The sequence below is a fragment of the Pseudomonas coleopterorum genome, from assembly GCF_900105555.1.
GTDB classification, from domain to species: domain Bacteria; phylum Pseudomonadota; class Gammaproteobacteria; order Pseudomonadales; family Pseudomonadaceae; genus Aquipseudomonas; species Aquipseudomonas coleopterorum.
This window is the reverse complement of record NZ_FNTZ01000001.1, coordinates 315,015-332,120: the sequence shown is the minus strand read 5'-3', so window position 1 is coordinate 332,120 and position 17,106 is coordinate 315,015. Positions and strand designations below refer to the sequence as shown.

Genomic DNA, 17,106 nt, shown 5'->3' with positions numbered 1-17,106 from the left:
CGTTTCTCCTGTTAGTGGGCGACGGCGGCAGCGCCGTGTTCGTCGATCAGCGCGCCGTTGTGGAAGCGCTCGATGGAAAACGGCTTGGCCAGCGGGTGCATTTCACCGGTGGCCAGGCTGGCAGCGAACACATGGCCCGAGCCCGGCGTGGCCTTGAAGCCCCCCGTGCCCCAGCCGCAGTTGAAGAACATGTTCGGCACCGGGGTCTTGGAGATGATCGGGCAGGCGTCCGGCGTGGTGTCGACGATGCCGCCCCACTGGCGGTTCATGCGCACGCGCGAGAGCACCGGGAACATCTCGACGATGGCTTGCAGGGTGTGCTCGATGATCGGGTACGAACCGCGCTGGCCGTAGCCGACCCAACCGTCGATACCGGCGCCGATGACCAGGTCGCCCTTGTCCGACTGGCTGATGTAGCCATGCACGGCGTTGGACATGATCACGCTGTCGATGATGGGCTTGATCGGCTCCGACACCAGCGCCTGCAAAGGGTGGGACTCGACCGGCAGACGGAAGCCGGCCAGCTTGGCCATGTGCCCGGAGTTGCCGGCGGTGACCACACCGACGCGCTTGGCGCCGATGAAACCCTTGTTGGTTTCGACACCGATGCACACGCCGTTTTCCTTGCGGAAACCGATCACTTCGGTCTGCTGGATCAGGTCCACGCCCAGGGCGTCGGCCGCACGGGCATAGCCCCAGGCCACGGCGTCGTGACGGGCCACGCCGCCACGCCGCTGGACGGTAGCGCCGATGATCGGGTAACGGGTGTTCTTGCTGCAGTCCAGGTAGGGAATCTCTTCGGCCACCTGCTTGCCGTTCAACAGTTCGCCGTCCACGCCGTTGAGGCGGTTGGCGCTGACGCGGCGCTCGGAATCGCGCATGTCCTGCAGGGTGTGGCACAGGTTGTACACGCCGCGCTGGGAAAACATCACGTTGTAGTTGATGTCCTGGGACAGGCCTTCCCAGAGTTTCATGGCGTGCTCGTACAGGTGCGCCGACTCGTCCCACAGGTAGTTGGAACGCACGATGGTGGTGTTGCGCGCGGTATTGCCACCGCCCAGCCAGCCCTTCTCGACCACTGCCACGTTGGTGATGCCGTGGACCTTGGCCAGATAGTAGGCAGTGGCCAGACCGTGCCCACCGCCGCCGACGATGACCACGTCGTAGACCTTCTTGGGGGTCGGCGTGCGCCACATGCGCTGCCAGTTTTCGTGGTGGCTGAGCGAGTGCTTGAAGAGGCCGAAGCCAGAATAACGTTGCATGGTGTTCACTCCACTCTCAGCGGTAGACCGGGAAGTCGCTGCACAGGGCCGTCACGTGGCGGGCCACGTTGGCCTCGACGTCGGCATCGCCCAGGTTGTCGAGGATGTCGCAGATCCAGCCGGCCAGCTCCGTGCACTGGGCCACCTTGAAACCACGACTGGTGACTGCCGGGGTGCCGATGCGCAGGCCCGAGGTCACGAAGGGCGATTGCGGATCGTTGGGCACCGCGTTCTTGTTCACGGTGATGTGGGCACGCCCCAGGGCAGCATCGGCGTCCTTGCCGGTCAGGCCCTGACGAATCAGGCTGACCAGGAACAGGTGGTTATCGGTGCCGCCGGAGACCACATCGTAGCCGCGCTCGACGAACACCCCGGCCATGGCCTGGGCGTTGTCGATGACCTGCTGCTGGTAGGTCTTGAATTCAGGCTCCAGCGCTTCCTTGAAGCACACCGCCTTGGCGGCGATCACGTGCATCAGCGGGCCACCTTGACCGCCGGGGAAAACGGCGGCGTTGAATTTCTTTTCCAGGGCTTCGTTGGCACGGGCCAGGATCAGGCCGCCACGTGGGCCACGCAGGGTCTTGTGGGTGGTGGTGGTGACCACGTCGGCGAACGGAATCGGGTTGGGGTACAGGCCGGCGGCAACCAGTCCGGCCACGTGGGCCATGTCGACGAACAGGTAGGCACCGACCTTGTCGGCGATCTCGCGGAACCGGGCGAAATCCAAGGTCTTGGAGTAGGCCGAGAAGCCGGCGATGATCATCTTCGGCTGGTGCTCGACGGCCAGGCGCTCGACCTCGTCGTAGTCGATCAGACCGGTGTCGGTGTCGATGCCGTACTGAACGGCGTTGTAGAGTTTGCCGGAAAAGCTGACCTTGGCGCCGTGGGTCAGGTGACCGCCGTGGGCCAGGCTCATGCCCAGCACGGTGTCGCCAGCCTGCAGCAGCGCCAGGTAGACGGCGGCGTTGGCCTGGGAACCGGAGTGGGGCTGGACGTTGGCATAGTCGGCGCCGAACAGCTGCTTGGCGCGATCGATGGCCAGTTGCTCGACCTTGTCCACATGCTCGCAGCCACCGTAGTAGCGCTTGCCTGGATAGCCTTCGGCGTACTTGTTGGTGAGGCCACTGCCCTGGGCCTCCATCACGCGCTTGCTGGTGTAGTTTTCCGAGGCGATCAGTTCGATATGGTCTTCCTGACGCTGATCCTCGGCGTTCATGGCCGCCAGCAGGACGTCGTCATAGCCCTTGATCTGATCTTCTTTGCTGAACATCGCAGTCTCCCCAGCGGCGGCGCGGCGCCTGGCTTGTTGGACGAAGGCGACCGTCTGCGGCTGCCCCCTTTGAGAGCGATGGTAGGGCCGGCGCGATCCGACCAAATGCCTGCGCGCGCCTTGCAGAGGTTCGTTTACGACATGGCGCGATCAGGCCAGCGTCAGAGCACGCGCAACAGCAGGCGAAGCCCCAGCAGAGCAAGGAAATGCAGGGGGTAGATGGCGTAGGCCCAGCGGCGCATGGGGACAACGGCATGGCGCACATCGGTACGCAGCATAAGCAGACCCAGCCCCGGTGCCAGCAGGCAGGCGACAATGCCGCCAATGGCCGGCCAGTAGAGGTGGCGTGCCGATTCGAACAGATTGCTCCAAGCGTTGGCGGCCAGGCACAGCACGCCCAGTGGCAGCGCCCAGTACAGCGGGCGCTGCCAGGCGAGCACGAATCCCAGCGGCAGCAGCACGCCGGCCAGGCCGAACATCAAGTGGTGATCGAAGACAGCGCCAGCCACGAGTACCACGCAGCCGAGCGCGGCCATCGCCGGTTGTCGCCGTTGCTGCCAGGCCTTGGCGACCACCAGACCCAGGGCCAGGGTGGGCAGGACGTTGAGGGTATCGGCGGGATAGACGAACAGGCGGTAAGGGATTTCCGAAAGCGCAGCGAAGATCAGCAACCACGCCAGGTAGCGGCCACCCAGAGGGGCGTCCGGGCGACGCGTCAGATTGGCGGCGATGGCCAGGCAGAACCAGGGGAACGCCAGGCGACCCGGTGCATAGAGGAAGTCCAGCGACCAGCCGACATAGCGCAGATGGTCGAGCACCATGCACAGCATGGCCAGCCATTTGAGCAGGTCCAGTGAGCGGTTGCGGGTCATCTGTGGATAGCCTCAAGTTTTTGGGTTGCTCATGCCGGCCTCTTCGCGGGCAGAGCCCGCTCCCACAGGTGTGATGCCTACGTGGCCGCGAAGATTTGAGCAGGTCCAGTGAGCGGTTGCGGGTCATCTGTGGATAGCCTCGAGTTTTTGGGTTGCTCATGCCGGCCTCTTCGCGGGCAGAGCCCGCTCCCACAGGTGTGATGCCTACGTGGCCGCGAAGATTTGAGCAGGTCCAGTGAGCGGTTGCGGGTCATCTGTGGATAGCCTCGAGTTTTTGGGTTGCTCATGCCGGCCTCTTCGCGGGCAGAGCCCGCTCCCACAGGTGTGATGCCTACGTGGCCGCGAAGATTTGAGCAGGTCCAGTGAGCGGTTGCGGGTCATCTGTGGATAGCCTCGAGTTTTTGGGTTGCTCATGCCGGCCTCTTCGCGGGCAGAGCCCGCTCCCACAGGTGAAGAGGCCCGCTGAGACGACACATCTCTCACAGTTGGTTTACAGTGCTTCCCATACCTAACACCAAGGACCGCCCATGAACGACCAAACCCAACAGTTCGCCAGCGACAACTATTCGGGCATCTGCTCCGAGGCCTGGGCGGCCATGGAACAGGCCAATCAGGGCCATCAGCGCGCCTATGGCGACGACCAGTGGACCGCACGCGCCGCCGATGAATTCCGCCGTCTGTTCGAAACCGACTGTGAAGTCTTCTTCGCCTTCAATGGCACCGCTGCCAACTCCCTGGCCCTGTCGTCGTTGTGCCAGAGCTACCACAGTGTCATCTGTTCGGAAACCGCTCACGTCGAGACCGACGAATGCGGTGCTCCCGAGTTCTTTTCCAACGGCTCCAAATTGCTCACCGCGCGCACGGAAATGGGCAAGCTGACCCCACAGGCCATTCGCGAAGTGGCACTCAAGCGCCAGGACATTCACTACCCCAAGCCGCGTGTGGTCACCCTGACCCAGGCCACCGAAGTGGGCAGCGTGTACCGTCCCGAAGAACTCAGGGCCATCAGCGCCACCTGCAAGGAGCTCGGCCTGAACCTGCACATGGACGGCGCGCGCTTTGCCAATGCGTGCGCCTTTCTCGGCTGCTCGCCAGCCGAACTGACGTGGAAGGCGGGCGTGGATGTACTGTGCTTCGGTGGCACCAAGAACGGCATGGCGGTGGGCGAAGCGATCCTGTTCTTCAACCATGATCTGGCCGAAGATTTCGATTATCGCTGCAAGCAGGCGGGGCAACTGGCTTCGAAGATGCGTTTTCTGTCGGCACCCTGGGTGGGTTTGCTTGAGAACGATGCCTGGCTCAAGCACGCGGGGCACGCCAACCACTGTGCCCAGCTGCTCAAGGCGCTGGTCGAGGGTATACCGGGGGTGGAGTTGATGTTTCCGGTGGAGGCCAACGGCGTGTTCCTGCAGATGCCGGAACCGGCCTTGGAAGCCCTGCGCGCCAAGGGCTGGCGCTTCTACACCTTCATCGGCAGCGGCGGCGCCCGTTTCATGTGCTCATGGGACACCGAGGAAGCCCGCGTGCGCGAGCTGGCAGCGGATATCCATACGGTCATGCGCGCCTGAGCTGCGCTGACACAAAACCGGTAGGAGAAAACCTCGCAGAAAACCGGTGGAGGAGCATCTGTGGTAGTAAACCTGAGGGAAGAGCATCTGTGGGAGCGGGCTCTGCCCGCGAAGAATCCACCGCGGTGCACCTGAAATACCGCAGTGACCTTGTGGGAGCGGGTCTCTGCCCGCGAAGAAGCCACCGCGGTGTACCTGAAGTACTGCAGTGGCCCTTTCGCGGGCAGAGACCCGCTCCCACAAATGGGGGGGGGGGTGAGGTGTATCAGACCTCCAGGTAATCCAGGATCCCTTCGGCGGCGTTGCGGCCTTCGAAGATGGCGGTGACCACCAGGTCAGAGCCGCGCACCATGTCGCCACCGGCGAAGATCTTCGGGTTGCTGGTCTGGTGCTTGAACTGACCCTGTTCCGGTGCCACCACGCGGCCCTGGCTGTCGGTCTGGATGCTGTGGTCCTGGAACCACGCCGCAGGGCTTGGGCGGAAACCGAAGGCGATGACCACGGCATCGGCCGGGATGATCTCCTCGGAACCCGGAATCGGCTCGGGGCTGCGACGGCCACGGGCATCGGGCTCGCCGAGACGGGTCTCGACCACCTTCACGCCTTCGACCTTGTCTTCACCCACGATGGCGATCGGCTGCCGGTTGTAGAGGAATTTCACCCCTTCTTCCTTGGCGTTCTTAACCTCTTTGCGCGAGCCCGGCATGTTCGCCTCGTCGCGACGATAGGCGCAGGTCACCGCCTTGGCGCCCTGGCGAATCGATGTGCGATTGCAGTCCATCGCCGTGTCGCCACCGCCCAGTACCACGACCTTCTTGCCCTTCATGTCGACGAAATCTTCCGGCGACTTTTCGAAGCCCAGGTTGCGGTTGACGTTGGCGATCAGGAAATCCAGAGCATCGTGCACACCAGGCAGGTCTTCACCAGGGAAGCCGCCCTTCATGTAGGTGTAGGTGCCCATGCCCATGAACACGGCATCGTACTCTTCCAGCAACTGCTCGACGCTGATGTCCTTGCCCACCTCGGTGTTCAGGCGGAACTCGATGCCCATGCCGGTGAAGACTTCGCGGCGATTGCTCAACACGCTCTTTTCCAGCTTGAACTCGGGAATGCCGAAGGTCAGCAGACCGCCGATTTCCGGGTTCTTGTCGAACACCACCGGAGTCACGCCACCGCGTACCAGCACATCGGCGCAACCCAGCCCGGCCGGGCCGGCGCCGATGATGGCGACGCGCTTGCCGGTCGGCTTGACCTTGGACATGTCCGGACGCCAGCCCATGGCGAACGCGGTGTCGGTGATGTACTTCTCCACCGAACCGATGGTCACTGCGCCAAAACCGTCGTTGAGGGTGCAGGCACCCTCGCACAGACGATCCTGCGGGCACACCCGGCCGCACACTTCGGGCAGGGTGTTGGTCTGGTGCGACAGCTCGGCGGCCGCGAGGATATTGCCCTCGGCGACCAGCTTCAACCAGTTGGGAATGAAGTTGTGCACCGGGCACTTCCACTCGCAGTACGGGTTGCCACAGCCCAGGCAGCGGTGGGCCTGATCGGCCGACTGCGCGGGTTTGAAGGGCTCGTAGATTTCCACGAACTCTTTCTTGCGTTGACGCAACAGTTTCTTCTTCGGATCTTTGCGCCCGACCTCGATGAACTGGAAGTCATTACTCAGACGTTCAGCCATTGTTAAAACCTCATCAAACTCTTCAGGCGCATATCACTGCGGGTTGGCACGGGTGCTGGACAGCAGCGATTTCAGGTTGGCGGCCTTGGGCTTGACCAACCAGAAACGACGCAGGTAGTCGTCCAGGTTTTCCCAAAGGTTGCGGCCCCATTCGCTGTCGGTTTCGGCGACGTATTCGGCCAGCACGCGTTCCAGGTGAGTACGGTAGGCTTCCATGGCTTCGCCACTGATGCGCTGGATTTCCACCAGCTCGTGGTTGACCCGGTCGACGAAGCTGTTGTCCTGGTCGAGCACGTAGGCGAAACCGCCGGTCATGCCCGAGCCGAAGTTGTAGCCGGTCTTGCCGAGCACGCAGACGAAACCGCCGGTCATGTATTCGCAGCAGTGATCGCCCGTGCCTTCAACGACCGTATGGGCACCGGAGTTGCGCACCGCGAAACGCTCGCCTGCGGTGCCGGCGGCGAACAGCTTGCCGCCCGTGGCGCCGTACAGGCAGGTGTTGCCGATGATGGCGCTGTCCTGGGTCTTGAACGGGCTGCCCTTGGGCGGCACGATCACCAGCTTGCCGGCGGTCATGCCCTTGCCGACGTAATCGTTGGCATCGCCTTCCAGGTACATGTTCAGGCCACCGGCGTTCCACACGCCGAAGCTCTGACCTGCAGTGCCCTTGAAGCGGAAGGTCAGCGGGTTGGCGTTCATGCCCTGGTTGCCGTGCAACTTGGCGATCTCGCCGGAGATGCGCGCACCGATCGAACGGTCGCAGTTGCAGATGTTCATTTCGAAATCGCCACCGGTCTTGCCCTGAATCGCCGGCAAGGCCATTTCCACCATCTGCTCGGCCAGCAGGCCCTTGTCGAACGGCGGGTTGCGATCCACTTCGCAGAACTGCGGCTTGTCCGCCGGAATCTGATCGCTGCCCAGCAGTGGGGTCAGGTCCAGATGCTGCTGCTTGGCGGTTTCACCGGGCAGCATTTCCAGCAGGTCGGTGCGCCCGATCAGCTCGCCCAGGCTGCGCACGCCCAGCTTGGCCAGCCATTCGCGGGTTTCCTCGGCCACGTAGGTGAAGAAGTTGATCACCATGTCGACCGTGCCGATGTAGTGGTCCTTGCGCAGCTTCTCGTTCTGCGTGGCCACGCCGGTGGCGCAGTTGTTCAGGTGGCAGATGCGCAGGTACTTGCAGCCCAAGGCGATCATCGGTGCGGTGCCGAAGCCGAAGCTCTCGGCGCCGAGAATGGCCGCCTTGATCACGTCCAGGCCGGTTTTCAGGCCGCCGTCGGTCTGTACCCGCACCTTGCCGCGCAGGTCGTTGCCGCGCAGGGTCTGGTGGGTTTCGGCCAGGCCCAGTTCCCACGGCGCGCCGGCGTACTTGATCGAGCTCAGGGGCGAGGCCCCGGTGCCGCCGTCGTAACCGGAAATGGTGATCAGGTCGGCATAGGCCTTGGCCACGCCGGCAGCGATGGTGCCCACGCCCGCCTCGGCCACCAGCTTCACCGACACCAGCGCGGCCGGGTTGACCTGCTTGAGGTCGAAGATCAGCTGCGACAAGTCCTCGATGGAGTAGATGTCGTGGTGCGGCGGTGGCGAAATCAGGGTCACGCCAGGTACGGCATAACGCAGCTTGGCAATCAGGCCGTTGACCTTGCCGCCGGGCAGTTGACCGCCCTCCCCGGGCTTAGCGCCCTGGGCCACCTTGATCTGCAGCACTTCGGCGTTGACCAGGTACTCGGGAGTTACGCCGAACCGGCCAGTGGCGATCTGCTTGATCTTCGAGCTGCGCACGGTGCCGTAGCGCGAAGGGTCTTCGCCGCCTTCACCGGAGTTGGAACGCGCACCCAGGCGGTTCATCGCCTCGGCCAGCGCTTCGTGAGCCTCGGGCGACAGCGCACCCAGGGAAATCCCGGCCGAATCGAAACGCTTGAGAATCGCTTCCAGCGGTTCGATCTGGTCGATGCTCAGCGGCTGGTCGAGGGTCTTGACCTTGAGCAGGTCGCGGATCATCGACACCGGACGGTTGTCGACGATCGCGGTGTATTCCTTGAACTTGCTGTAGTCGCCCTGCTGCACGGCGGCTTGCAGGGTGTTGACCACGTCGGGGTTGTAGGCGTGGTACTCGCCGCCGTAGACGAACTTCAACAGGCCGCCTTGCTGGATCGGCTTGCGCGTGCTCCAGGCTTCGGCAGCGAGGGCTTTCTGTTCAGCTTCCAGGTCGACGAAACGCGCGCCCTTGATGCGGCTCGGCACGCCGCGGAAACTCAGCTCGCAGACTTCCTCGGACAGGCCGATGGCCTCGAACAGCTGGGCGCCGCGATACGAGGCCACGGTGGAGATGCCCATCTTCGACAGAATCTTGAGCAGGCCCTTGGTGATGCCCTTGCGGTAGTTCTTGAACACCTCGTAGAGGTCGCCCAGCACTTCACCGGTCCGGATCAGGTCGCCCAGCACTTCATAGGCCAGGAACGGATAGACCGCCGAAGCACCGAAGCCGATCAGCACCGCGAAGTGGTGCGGATCGCGGGCGGTGGCGGTTTCCACGAGGATGTTGCTGTCGCAGCGCAGACCCTTCTCGGTCAGGCGATGGTGCACGGCACCGGTCGCCAGCGACGCGTGCACCGGCAGCTTGCCCGGCGCGATGTTGCGATCGCTGAGTACCAGCAGGGTACGTCCGGCGCGAACGGCTTCCTCGGCCTGATCGGCGATGTTGCGCACGGCGGCCTCGAGGCCCATGGCTTCATCGTAGTTCAGCTCGATGATCTGGCGATCAAAGCCCGGCCGATCCAGGTTCATCAGCGAGCGCCACTTGGCGGGCGAGATGACCGGCGAGCTGAGGATCACCCGCGAAGCATGCTCCGGGGATTCCTGGAAAATATTGCGCTCGGCGCCCAGGCAGATTTCCAGCGACATCACGATCGCTTCGCGCAGCGGATCGATCGGCGGGTTGGTGACCTGCGCGAATTGCTGGCGGAAATAGTCGTAAGGCGTACGGACCCGATGGGACAGTACGGCCATCGGCGTGTCATCGCCCATCGAGCCCACGGCTTCCTGGCCCTGCTCGCCCAGCGGACGCAACACCTGGTCGCGCTCCTCGAAGGTCACCTGGTACATCTTCATGTACTGCTTGAGCTGGTCGCTGCTGTAGAAAGCCGAACCGTGGTCGTTGTCTTCCATGGTCGACTGGATACGCAGCGCGCTCTTGCGCAGCCACTGCTTGTAGGGGTGGCGCGACTTCAGGCGGTTGTCGATGTCATCGGTGTGCAGGACCTGGCCGGTTTCGGTATCGACCGCCAGGATCTGGCCCGGGCCCACACGGCCCTTGGCAATCACGTCCTCGGGCTGGTAGTTCCACACGCCGATTTCCGACGCCAGGGTGATGTAGCCATTCTTGGTGGTGACCCAGCGCGCCGGGCGCAGGCCGTTGCGGTCGAGCAGGCACACGGCATGGCGGCCGTCGGTCATGACCACACCGGCCGGACCGTCCCACGGCTCCATGTGCATCGAGTTGTACTCATAGAACGCCCGCAGGTCGGGGTCCATGGTCTCGACGTTCTGCCAGGCCGGCGGAATCAGCATGCGCACGCCACGGAACAGGTCGATGCCACCGGTGACCATCAGTTCGAGCATGTTGTCCATGCTGGAGGAGTCGGAACCCACGCGGTTGACCAGCGGGCCGAGCTCTTCCAGATCCGGGATCAGATCGTTGGCGAACTTGGTGCGACGGGCCAGGGCCCAGTTGCGGTTGCCGGTGATGGTGTTGATCTCGCCGTTGTGGGCGAGAAAGCGGAAGGGCTGGGCCAGCGGCCACTTCGGCAGGGTATTGGTCGAGAAGCGCTGGTGGAACACGCAGATGGCGGTTTGCAGACGCTCGTCGGACAGGTCCGGGTAGAAGGCCGTAAGGTCGGCCGGCATCATCAGGCCTTTGTAGATGATGGTCTTGTGCGAAAAGCTGCAGATGTAATGGTCGGTGTCGGCCGCGTTGGCCACGGACGAACGGCGACGGGCGCTGAACAGCTTGATCGCGAACTGCTGATCGCTCAGGCCTTCACCGCCGACGAACACTTGCTGGATCTTTGGCAGGCGCTCCAGGGCCAGACGGCCGAGCACGCTGGTATCGATCGGCACGTCGCGCCAGCCGATCAGTTGCAGGCCGGCGGCTTCGATCTCGCGATTCATGTTGTCGCGGGCCGCTTGCGCGCGAACCGGGTCTTGGTTGAAGAAGACCATGCCCACAGCGTACTGCTTGGGCAACTCGCTGCCGAAATGGTCCTTGGCGATGGCACGCAGGAACAGGTCGGGCTTCTGGATCAGCAAGCCGCACCCATCGCCGGTCTTGCCGTCGGCGTTGATCCCACCGCGGTGGGTCATGCAGGTCAGGGCCTCGATGGCCGTTTGCAACAGGTTATGGCTGGGCTCGCCCGACATATGGGCAATCAGGCCAAAACCGCAGTTATCCTTGAATTCATCCGGACGATACAGACCTGTTTTCATAGACACATTCTCACCAGGCTGCCTCTTTTCGAGGCAATTTCTTTTCGATTCAACTAGTTACCATGCGCGCCGAACGTACGCCGGCTTTGCGGAGGCAAAAGGGAGGTTATTGTACACAGCGCAACGGGTGGTCACAAATTCAGCGACGAAATCAATAACTCAATTGTCGCAAATGTGAACGTTTTCCAGCGAGCTATTGTGATAGCGACTTAGGCTGGATTCTGAATCCCGCAGCTCGACAGCGCAAGCCCGCATGTCTACAAGGCCCGTGCTTGAGCCTTCGACGGCAAACGGTGGGACAGGGACGGCGAAGCCTGCTACACAATGCGTAGCAGGCTCGGGATTCAGATGACGCCGGAGGGTGGGGCGGCGGGGATAGGTGCCGCCCGACAATCAGCGAGCTGTCGCGAGGTCCTGTTGGACGCTGGCGACAGTGCGAGGCCAAGGTTTACCAGCCTGGACCTTGGCTGGCAAGTTCTTGATGGCGGCAACCGCTGCATCGCGGCTGGCGAAGCTGCCGTAGGTGATCACGTACAGCGGCTTGCCTTGCAGGGTTTTCTTGAAGTAGCGGAAGTCGCCACCCTGCTCCTTGACGTAGGCCTGTGCAGCGCCTTCGTTGCTGGTCCCCAGAATCTGCACGACGTAGTTGCTCGGCGACTGACCGGCGTACCAGCTGCCACCGGCAGCAGGCTTGGCGGCAGCAGCGGCAGGGGCCGGCTTGGCGGCCACGGTCGGTGCAGGCGCAGGTGCGGGTTTGGCGGCGGTGACAGGTGCAGGCTTGGTGGTCGCCACCGGCGCCGCCTGGCGTGCAGGTGCAGGCGTCGGCGTTGGCGCAACCGCAGCCGGTGCACCTGCAGGCACGCCCGCAGGTGGCGCGGTGGTGGTGACGGTCGGCGGCTGTGGCGAAGTGTTCACGGCAGCACCGGTTTCGTCGCCATCGCCCATGCCGGTGGATTCGGCCAGCGGGCCGCGCATGACCGGCTGTTGCCCGTTCATCGGCAACGACTGGGTGCTGCCATTGAATTCGACCGACGGATTGCCGTTGTTGGATTGGGCGGCAGTTGGCTGCCCCTGGCCCATCGGCAACTGGGCCTGTTCGGTGGTGCTCGGCGCCTTGCCATCACGGCTGGGTATCAGCCAGGCGGCAGCCACCGCGACGACGACAACGGCGGAAATCGCCAGTACGTGTTTCTTAGGCATCTTAAACCCCATAGCAGGACGCTTCACCGACGAGCGGCTAGCGATCATGGCCTCGATCAACGTATCACGAGCAACCTGGTTGATGGCCCCTGGCCAACCATCCGAGTTCTCGTGAATGTCGGCAATCTGGTCATTGGTGAGCAACTGGATACCCTTCCCGGCACCTTCCAGACGCAGCGCCAGGTATTCGCGGGTTTCCTCGAGGCTGTACGGTTGCAGCTCGATCACGTGGAACAATTCCTGCCCGGCGCTGAACTGCTCCAGGCCCGCGATCAAGGAAGGCTCGCCGAACAGGAACACGTGAGGGCGCCCGTCCGCAGTGCCCGCCGCCAACGCCAGCAGGGCTTCGAGTGCGGATTCGTCGAGTTGTTCCGCGTCGTCCACCAGCAGGTAGACTTCCTGCCCGGTGAGCCCCAGCTGGACGATCTGCGCCAACATGGCCGGCACTTCCAGGGTATTGAGGTTGAGCGACTGGGCGACCTGGGTCAGCACGCTCGCGGCATCGCCGGCACCACGCGCCGAGACCACGATGCTTTGCACCGACTGCTTGTTGGTACTGGCGACCAGGGCCTGGCGCAGGAGCGTCTTGCCACTGCCGTGCGGACCGGTGACTACCAGCAACAGCTGGCTGTAGCGCGCCAGATGGTGCAATTGCCCCAGCACCGGCTTGCGCTGGGCCGGGAAGAATTTGAAGCCAGGCACCCTTGCGGCGAAGGGGTCATGATCCAATTGGTAGTGGCCGAGAAAGGCCTCATCGGCATGCAGACTTGTCATCGAACTCTCGTAGAACAAAGGTGAATCGTTGATGGGTTGCTGGAAACACGTCCTGCTGGAATACGCCGGGCTCAACACCTGTGGGAGCGGAGCGGGCGGCGAGCGCCTTCACAATCAGGCTTCCAGCCCGGCGACGATGGCGCGGTAATCCGCTTCCAGGGTCGCCTGAAGCACATCATGCGGGTAGTCGGCGGTGATCACCGCTTCGCCCAGGCTGCGCAGCAGCACCAGGCGCAGACTGCCATCCAGCACTTTCTTGTCGATCGCCATGTGCTCGAGGAAATCGGCCGGCGTCATTGCCGCTGGCGGCACCACCGGCAAACCGGCGCGCTGCAGCAGACGAATGCCGCGGTCCCGCTCGGCCTGGGTGATCCAGCCCAGGCGCATGGACATCTCCAGCGCCATCACCGTACCGGCCCCCACGGCTTCACCGTGAAGCCACACACCATACCCCATATGGGTCTCGATGGCGTGGCCGAAAGTATGCCCCAGGTTCAGTGTAGCCCGCACACCCGACTCGCGTTCGTCCGCCCCGACCACGCGGGCCTTGGCTTCGCAGGAGCGAGCGATGGCCACCGTGAGGGCGGCCTGGTCGAGCGCCCTGAGGGCATCGACGTGTTCTTCCAGCCAGCCCAGGAACGGCTCGTCGCAGATGAAACCGTACTTGATCACCTCGGCCAGACCCGCCGACAGCTCGCGCGGCGGCAGCGTGGCCAGGGTCGTGGTGTCGATCAGGACCGCCTGCGGCTGATAGAACGCACCGACCATGTTCTTGCCCAGCGGATGGTTGATGCCGGTCTTGCCGCCCACCGACGAGTCGACCTGGGACAGCAGCGTGGTCGGCACCTGGATGAAATCGACGCCGCGCTGATAGCAGGCGGCGGCGAACCCGGCCATGTCGCCGATGACCCCGCCGCCCAGGGCAATGACCGTGACGCGTCGATCCAGCCGTGCGGTGAGCATGGCATCGAAAATGGTCTGCAGGGTTTCCCAGTTCTTGAAGGCTTCGCCGTCTGGCAGCACCACGGGCACCACCGAGTAGGCACCCAGGGTCTGGGTCAGGCGATCCAGGTAGAGCGGCGCCACCGTGGCGTTGGAGACGACCGCCACCTTTCGCCCGGCAATGTGCGGGGCCAGCAATGAGGCTTGATCGAGCAACCCTTCGCCGATGTAGATCGGATAGCTGCGCTCGCCGAGGTCAACCTTGAGTGTCTGCATCTGTCCCCACTCTTGTTTTTCTGAAAACAGCTTCCATGAAATCACGTTAGCGCCAAACGGCCCTGCAAGCGCTGCGAACACCCTCGGCTACACGCGCCTCAGCGCGGCGGCAGGCGTTGCAGACGTTCGAGGATATCGAGCACCACCATGCGCGGCGGACGCTCGTCGGTCTGCACCACCAGATCGGCGATCTCGCGGTACAGCGGATCGCGCACCGCCAGCAGGGCCCGCAGCGTGGCCTCTGGATTGGCGGTACGCAATAGCGGCCGATTGCGATCACGCGCCGTGCGGCCCACCTGTTGCTCCACCGAGGCGTGCAGGTACACCACGCGCCCACCGGCGTGCAGTGCCTGGCGATTGGCGTCGCGCATGACGGCGCCGCCGCCGGTGGCCAGCACCAGACCGTCGAATTCGCACAGCTCGGCCAGCATGGCCTGCTCGCGATCGCGAAAGCCGACCTCGCCTTCCTGGTCGAAGATCCACGGGATATTCGCCCCGGTACGGGTCTCGATTTCCTTGTCGGAATCCTTGAACGGCAACCGAAGCTCTTTGGCCAGCAGACGGCCAATGGTGCTCTTGCCTGCACCCATTGGCCCAACAAGTATCAAATTTCGCACAGAATCAACGACTCACAGCAATCGCCTGGTTATTCATGATACGCGGTGTCAAGAATACCAGCAGCTCGGATTTGGCTTCCGACACGACATCCCGACGGAAAAGGCGCCCAACATACGGCACGTCGCCCAAAAAGGGCACCTTGTCCACGGTTTTACTTTGCGTGTTGGAGAAAACCCCGCCAATGACGATGGTTTCGCCGTCGTTGACCAGCACCTTGGCGTTGACTTCGTTCTTGCTGATAGGCGGCACGCCCAGTACGGCGTTCAGGTAGTCGGGCTCATCCTTGGTGACCTTCACTTCCATGATGATGCGGCTGTCCGGGGTGATCTGCGGCGTCACTTCGAGCGAGAGCGAAGCCTCCTTGAACGATACCGTTGTGGCACCGCTGGAACTGGCTTCCTGATACGGCACCTCGGTGCCCTTGAGGATCTTCGCGGTTTCCTTGTCGGAGGTCACCACCTTGGGCTGCGAGACGATCTCGCCGTTGCCGGTGCTCTCCATGGCGCTGAGTTCGAGGTCCAGCAGGACGTTGTTGGTCACGAAGCCCAGGCCGATGCCGGAGGTCGCATCGGCGGCGCCCAGATCGATAAAGGGCGTGTTGCTACCGACGTCGGCGCCGGTGTTGCCGGCTTCGTCGCCGTTGTTGTCCAGGCCGTAGGCAGTCCAGTTGTGCTTGCCGCGCAGGTTGGTCGAGCCGCCCCAGCGCACACCCAGCGCCTTGTCGTAGCCGACGTTGGCCTCGACGATGCGGGCTTCGATCATCACCTGCCGTACGGGGATGTCCAGTTGGGTAACGATGCGGCGCAGTTCGTCGAGGCGGTCCTGGGTCTGGTAGGCAATGATGTTGTTGGTGCGTTCGTCGACCGTGATCGAGCCGCGCTCGGTCTCGACGTTTTCACCGCGGGTTACCGACTGGAACAGCTTGGCGATGTCGGCGGCCTTGGCGTAGTTGACCTGCATCAGCTCACGGCGCAGCGGCGCGAGTTCCTGGATCTGCCGTTGCGACTCCAGTTCCTGGCGCTCGCGGGCAGCGATCTCGTCGGCCGGCGCCACCAGCAACACGTTGCCGACCTTGCGCTTGTCCAGGCCCTTGGTCTTGAGCACCAGGTCCAGCGCCTGGTCCCATGGCACGTTCTGCAGGCGCAGGGTGATGCCGCCCTGCACGGTGTCGCTGGCCACCAGGTTGAGGTTGGTGAAGTCGGCGATCAATTGCAGCACCGAGCGCACATCGATGTCCTGGAAATTCAGCGACAGCTTCTCGCCGGTATAGACGTTGCGCTCGACGTTGCGCCGCGCCACGTCCTCGTTGGTCAGCGGTCGCACGCTGATGGTCAGCCGGTTTTCGGTCTGGTACGAGGAGTAGTCGAAGGTGCCGCTGGGTTCGATGGACACGGTCGCGCCATTGGCGCTGGCCGAGGAATTGACGAACTGCACCGGGGTGGCGAAATCCTTGACGTCCAGGCGCACACGCAACGCCTCGGGCAGTTGCGTGCGGGCGAAGTTGAGGAGGATCTTGCCGCCCTGCTCTTGAATGTCGGGGCTGATGGTCGGGTCACTGAGATCGATGATCACATTGCCTTCGCCCAGCTCGCCGCGCTGGAAATCGACGTTGCGAATGGCGCGTCCGGCCGGCACCGCCGCTCGCGAGGTCGCCGGCGCCGGCGAAGACACCGCCGCAGGTCGCGACACGGGACGGGGCGTGGTCGGCGTAGACGTTGGGGCCGGCAGCGACGTGCCCTGCAGCGCAGCGGCGCCCTCGCCCACCAGCACGAACAGATCGTTGCCCTGCACACGGGTGCTGTAAGGCGCCAACTTGGTCAGGTTGACGATGACCCGCGTACGGTCGGTGGCCTCGACCACGACCACGCTGCGAGCGTTGCCCACACCCAGGTCTCGGCTGCGCGCGCCCAGTTGGCTGGTCACACCGGGCAAGTCGAGGGCGATGCGCGCCGGTTGCTCGGTGGTGTAGCCGCGCGGTGCCGTGACCGGACCGTCGAACGAGAGCTTGAGCTCGACACGATCACCGGGCAGGGAAGCAACGTCGAGCGTCTTCAAGTTCGCGGCCATGACAATCGGTGAAAGCATCGCTATCCCTAGCGAAATACCGAAGGCTGAGAGAATCCTGTTCATTTTCGAGTTCCACTAGACATGCTTGACC

At 63.5% G+C, this 17,106-nt stretch carries 10 protein-coding genes; 1 reads left to right on the top strand and 9 read right to left on the bottom strand.

Annotated features, from left to right (window positions below):
• Nucleotides 1-11: 11 nt before the first annotated feature.
• From BLV18_RS01470 to BLV18_RS01460, 3 genes are all read right to left on the bottom strand, one after another.
• Entirely contained in the window at nt 12-1,262 is a 1,251-nt protein-coding gene (locus BLV18_RS01470; RefSeq protein ID WP_049861776.1) for a sarcosine oxidase subunit beta family protein, read from the bottom strand.
• Between the two features lie 16 nt (nt 1,263-1,278).
• The gene (glyA, locus tag BLV18_RS01465; RefSeq protein WP_090355705.1) at nt 1,279-2,532 is read right to left on the bottom strand and encodes a serine hydroxymethyltransferase; all 1,254 of its coding nucleotides are present in this window, start codon (nt 2,530-2,532) and stop codon (nt 1,279-1,281) included.
• Nucleotides 2,533-2,693: 161 nt separating this feature from the next.
• Nucleotides 2,694-3,404 carry a TraX family protein gene (locus BLV18_RS01460; RefSeq protein WP_090355703.1) on the bottom strand — a complete coding sequence of 237 codons (711 nt, stop codon included), beginning with the start codon at nt 3,402-3,404 and terminating at the stop codon, nt 2,694-2,696.
• Nucleotides 3,405-3,931: 527 nt separating this feature from the next.
• Between BLV18_RS01460 and BLV18_RS01455 the strand changes: the two genes are divergently transcribed.
• Entirely contained in the window at nt 3,932-4,972 is a 1,041-nt protein-coding gene (locus tag BLV18_RS01455) for a threonine aldolase family protein (protein ID WP_049861774.1), read from the top strand.
• Nucleotides 4,973-5,237: 265 nt separating this feature from the next.
• On the opposite strand, the gene BLV18_RS01450 is transcribed toward BLV18_RS01455, so the two are convergent.
• The 6 genes from BLV18_RS01450 to BLV18_RS01420 all read right to left on the bottom strand — a co-directional run bounded on the left by BLV18_RS01450 (nt 5,238) and on the right by BLV18_RS01420 (nt 17,078).
• Nucleotides 5,238-6,656: an FAD-dependent oxidoreductase gene (locus BLV18_RS01450; RefSeq protein ID WP_049861773.1), complete on the bottom strand. Its 1,419-nt coding sequence runs from the start codon at nt 6,654-6,656 to the stop codon at nt 5,238-5,240.
• Between the two features lie 33 nt (nt 6,657-6,689).
• A complete protein-coding gene (gltB, locus tag BLV18_RS01445; protein WP_090355700.1) occupies nt 6,690-11,138 on the bottom strand; it encodes a glutamate synthase large subunit in 4,449 nt (1,482 codons plus the stop codon).
• Nucleotides 11,139-11,531: 393 nt separating this feature from the next.
• Nucleotides 11,532-13,112 (bottom strand): SPOR domain-containing protein, encoded by a 1,581-nt coding sequence (locus BLV18_RS01435; protein ID WP_090361931.1) that lies wholly within the window; start codon nt 13,110-13,112, stop codon nt 11,532-11,534.
• 114 nt (nt 13,113-13,226) lie between these two features.
• Nucleotides 13,227-14,330, bottom strand: a complete 1,104-nt coding sequence (gene aroB / locus BLV18_RS01430; RefSeq protein ID WP_090355698.1) for a 3-dehydroquinate synthase — start codon at nt 14,328-14,330, stop codon at nt 13,227-13,229.
• A gap of 98 nt (nt 14,331-14,428) precedes the next feature.
• Nucleotides 14,429-14,947: a shikimate kinase AroK gene (aroK, locus tag BLV18_RS01425; RefSeq protein WP_056844424.1), complete on the bottom strand. Its 519-nt coding sequence runs from the start codon at nt 14,945-14,947 to the stop codon at nt 14,429-14,431.
• Between the two features lie 4 nt (nt 14,948-14,951).
• Nucleotides 14,952-17,078, bottom strand: coding sequence for a type IV pilus secretin PilQ (locus BLV18_RS01420; RefSeq protein ID WP_090355694.1), 2,127 nt, complete (start codon nt 17,076-17,078; stop codon nt 14,952-14,954).
• Nucleotides 17,079-17,106 lie beyond the last annotated feature (28 nt).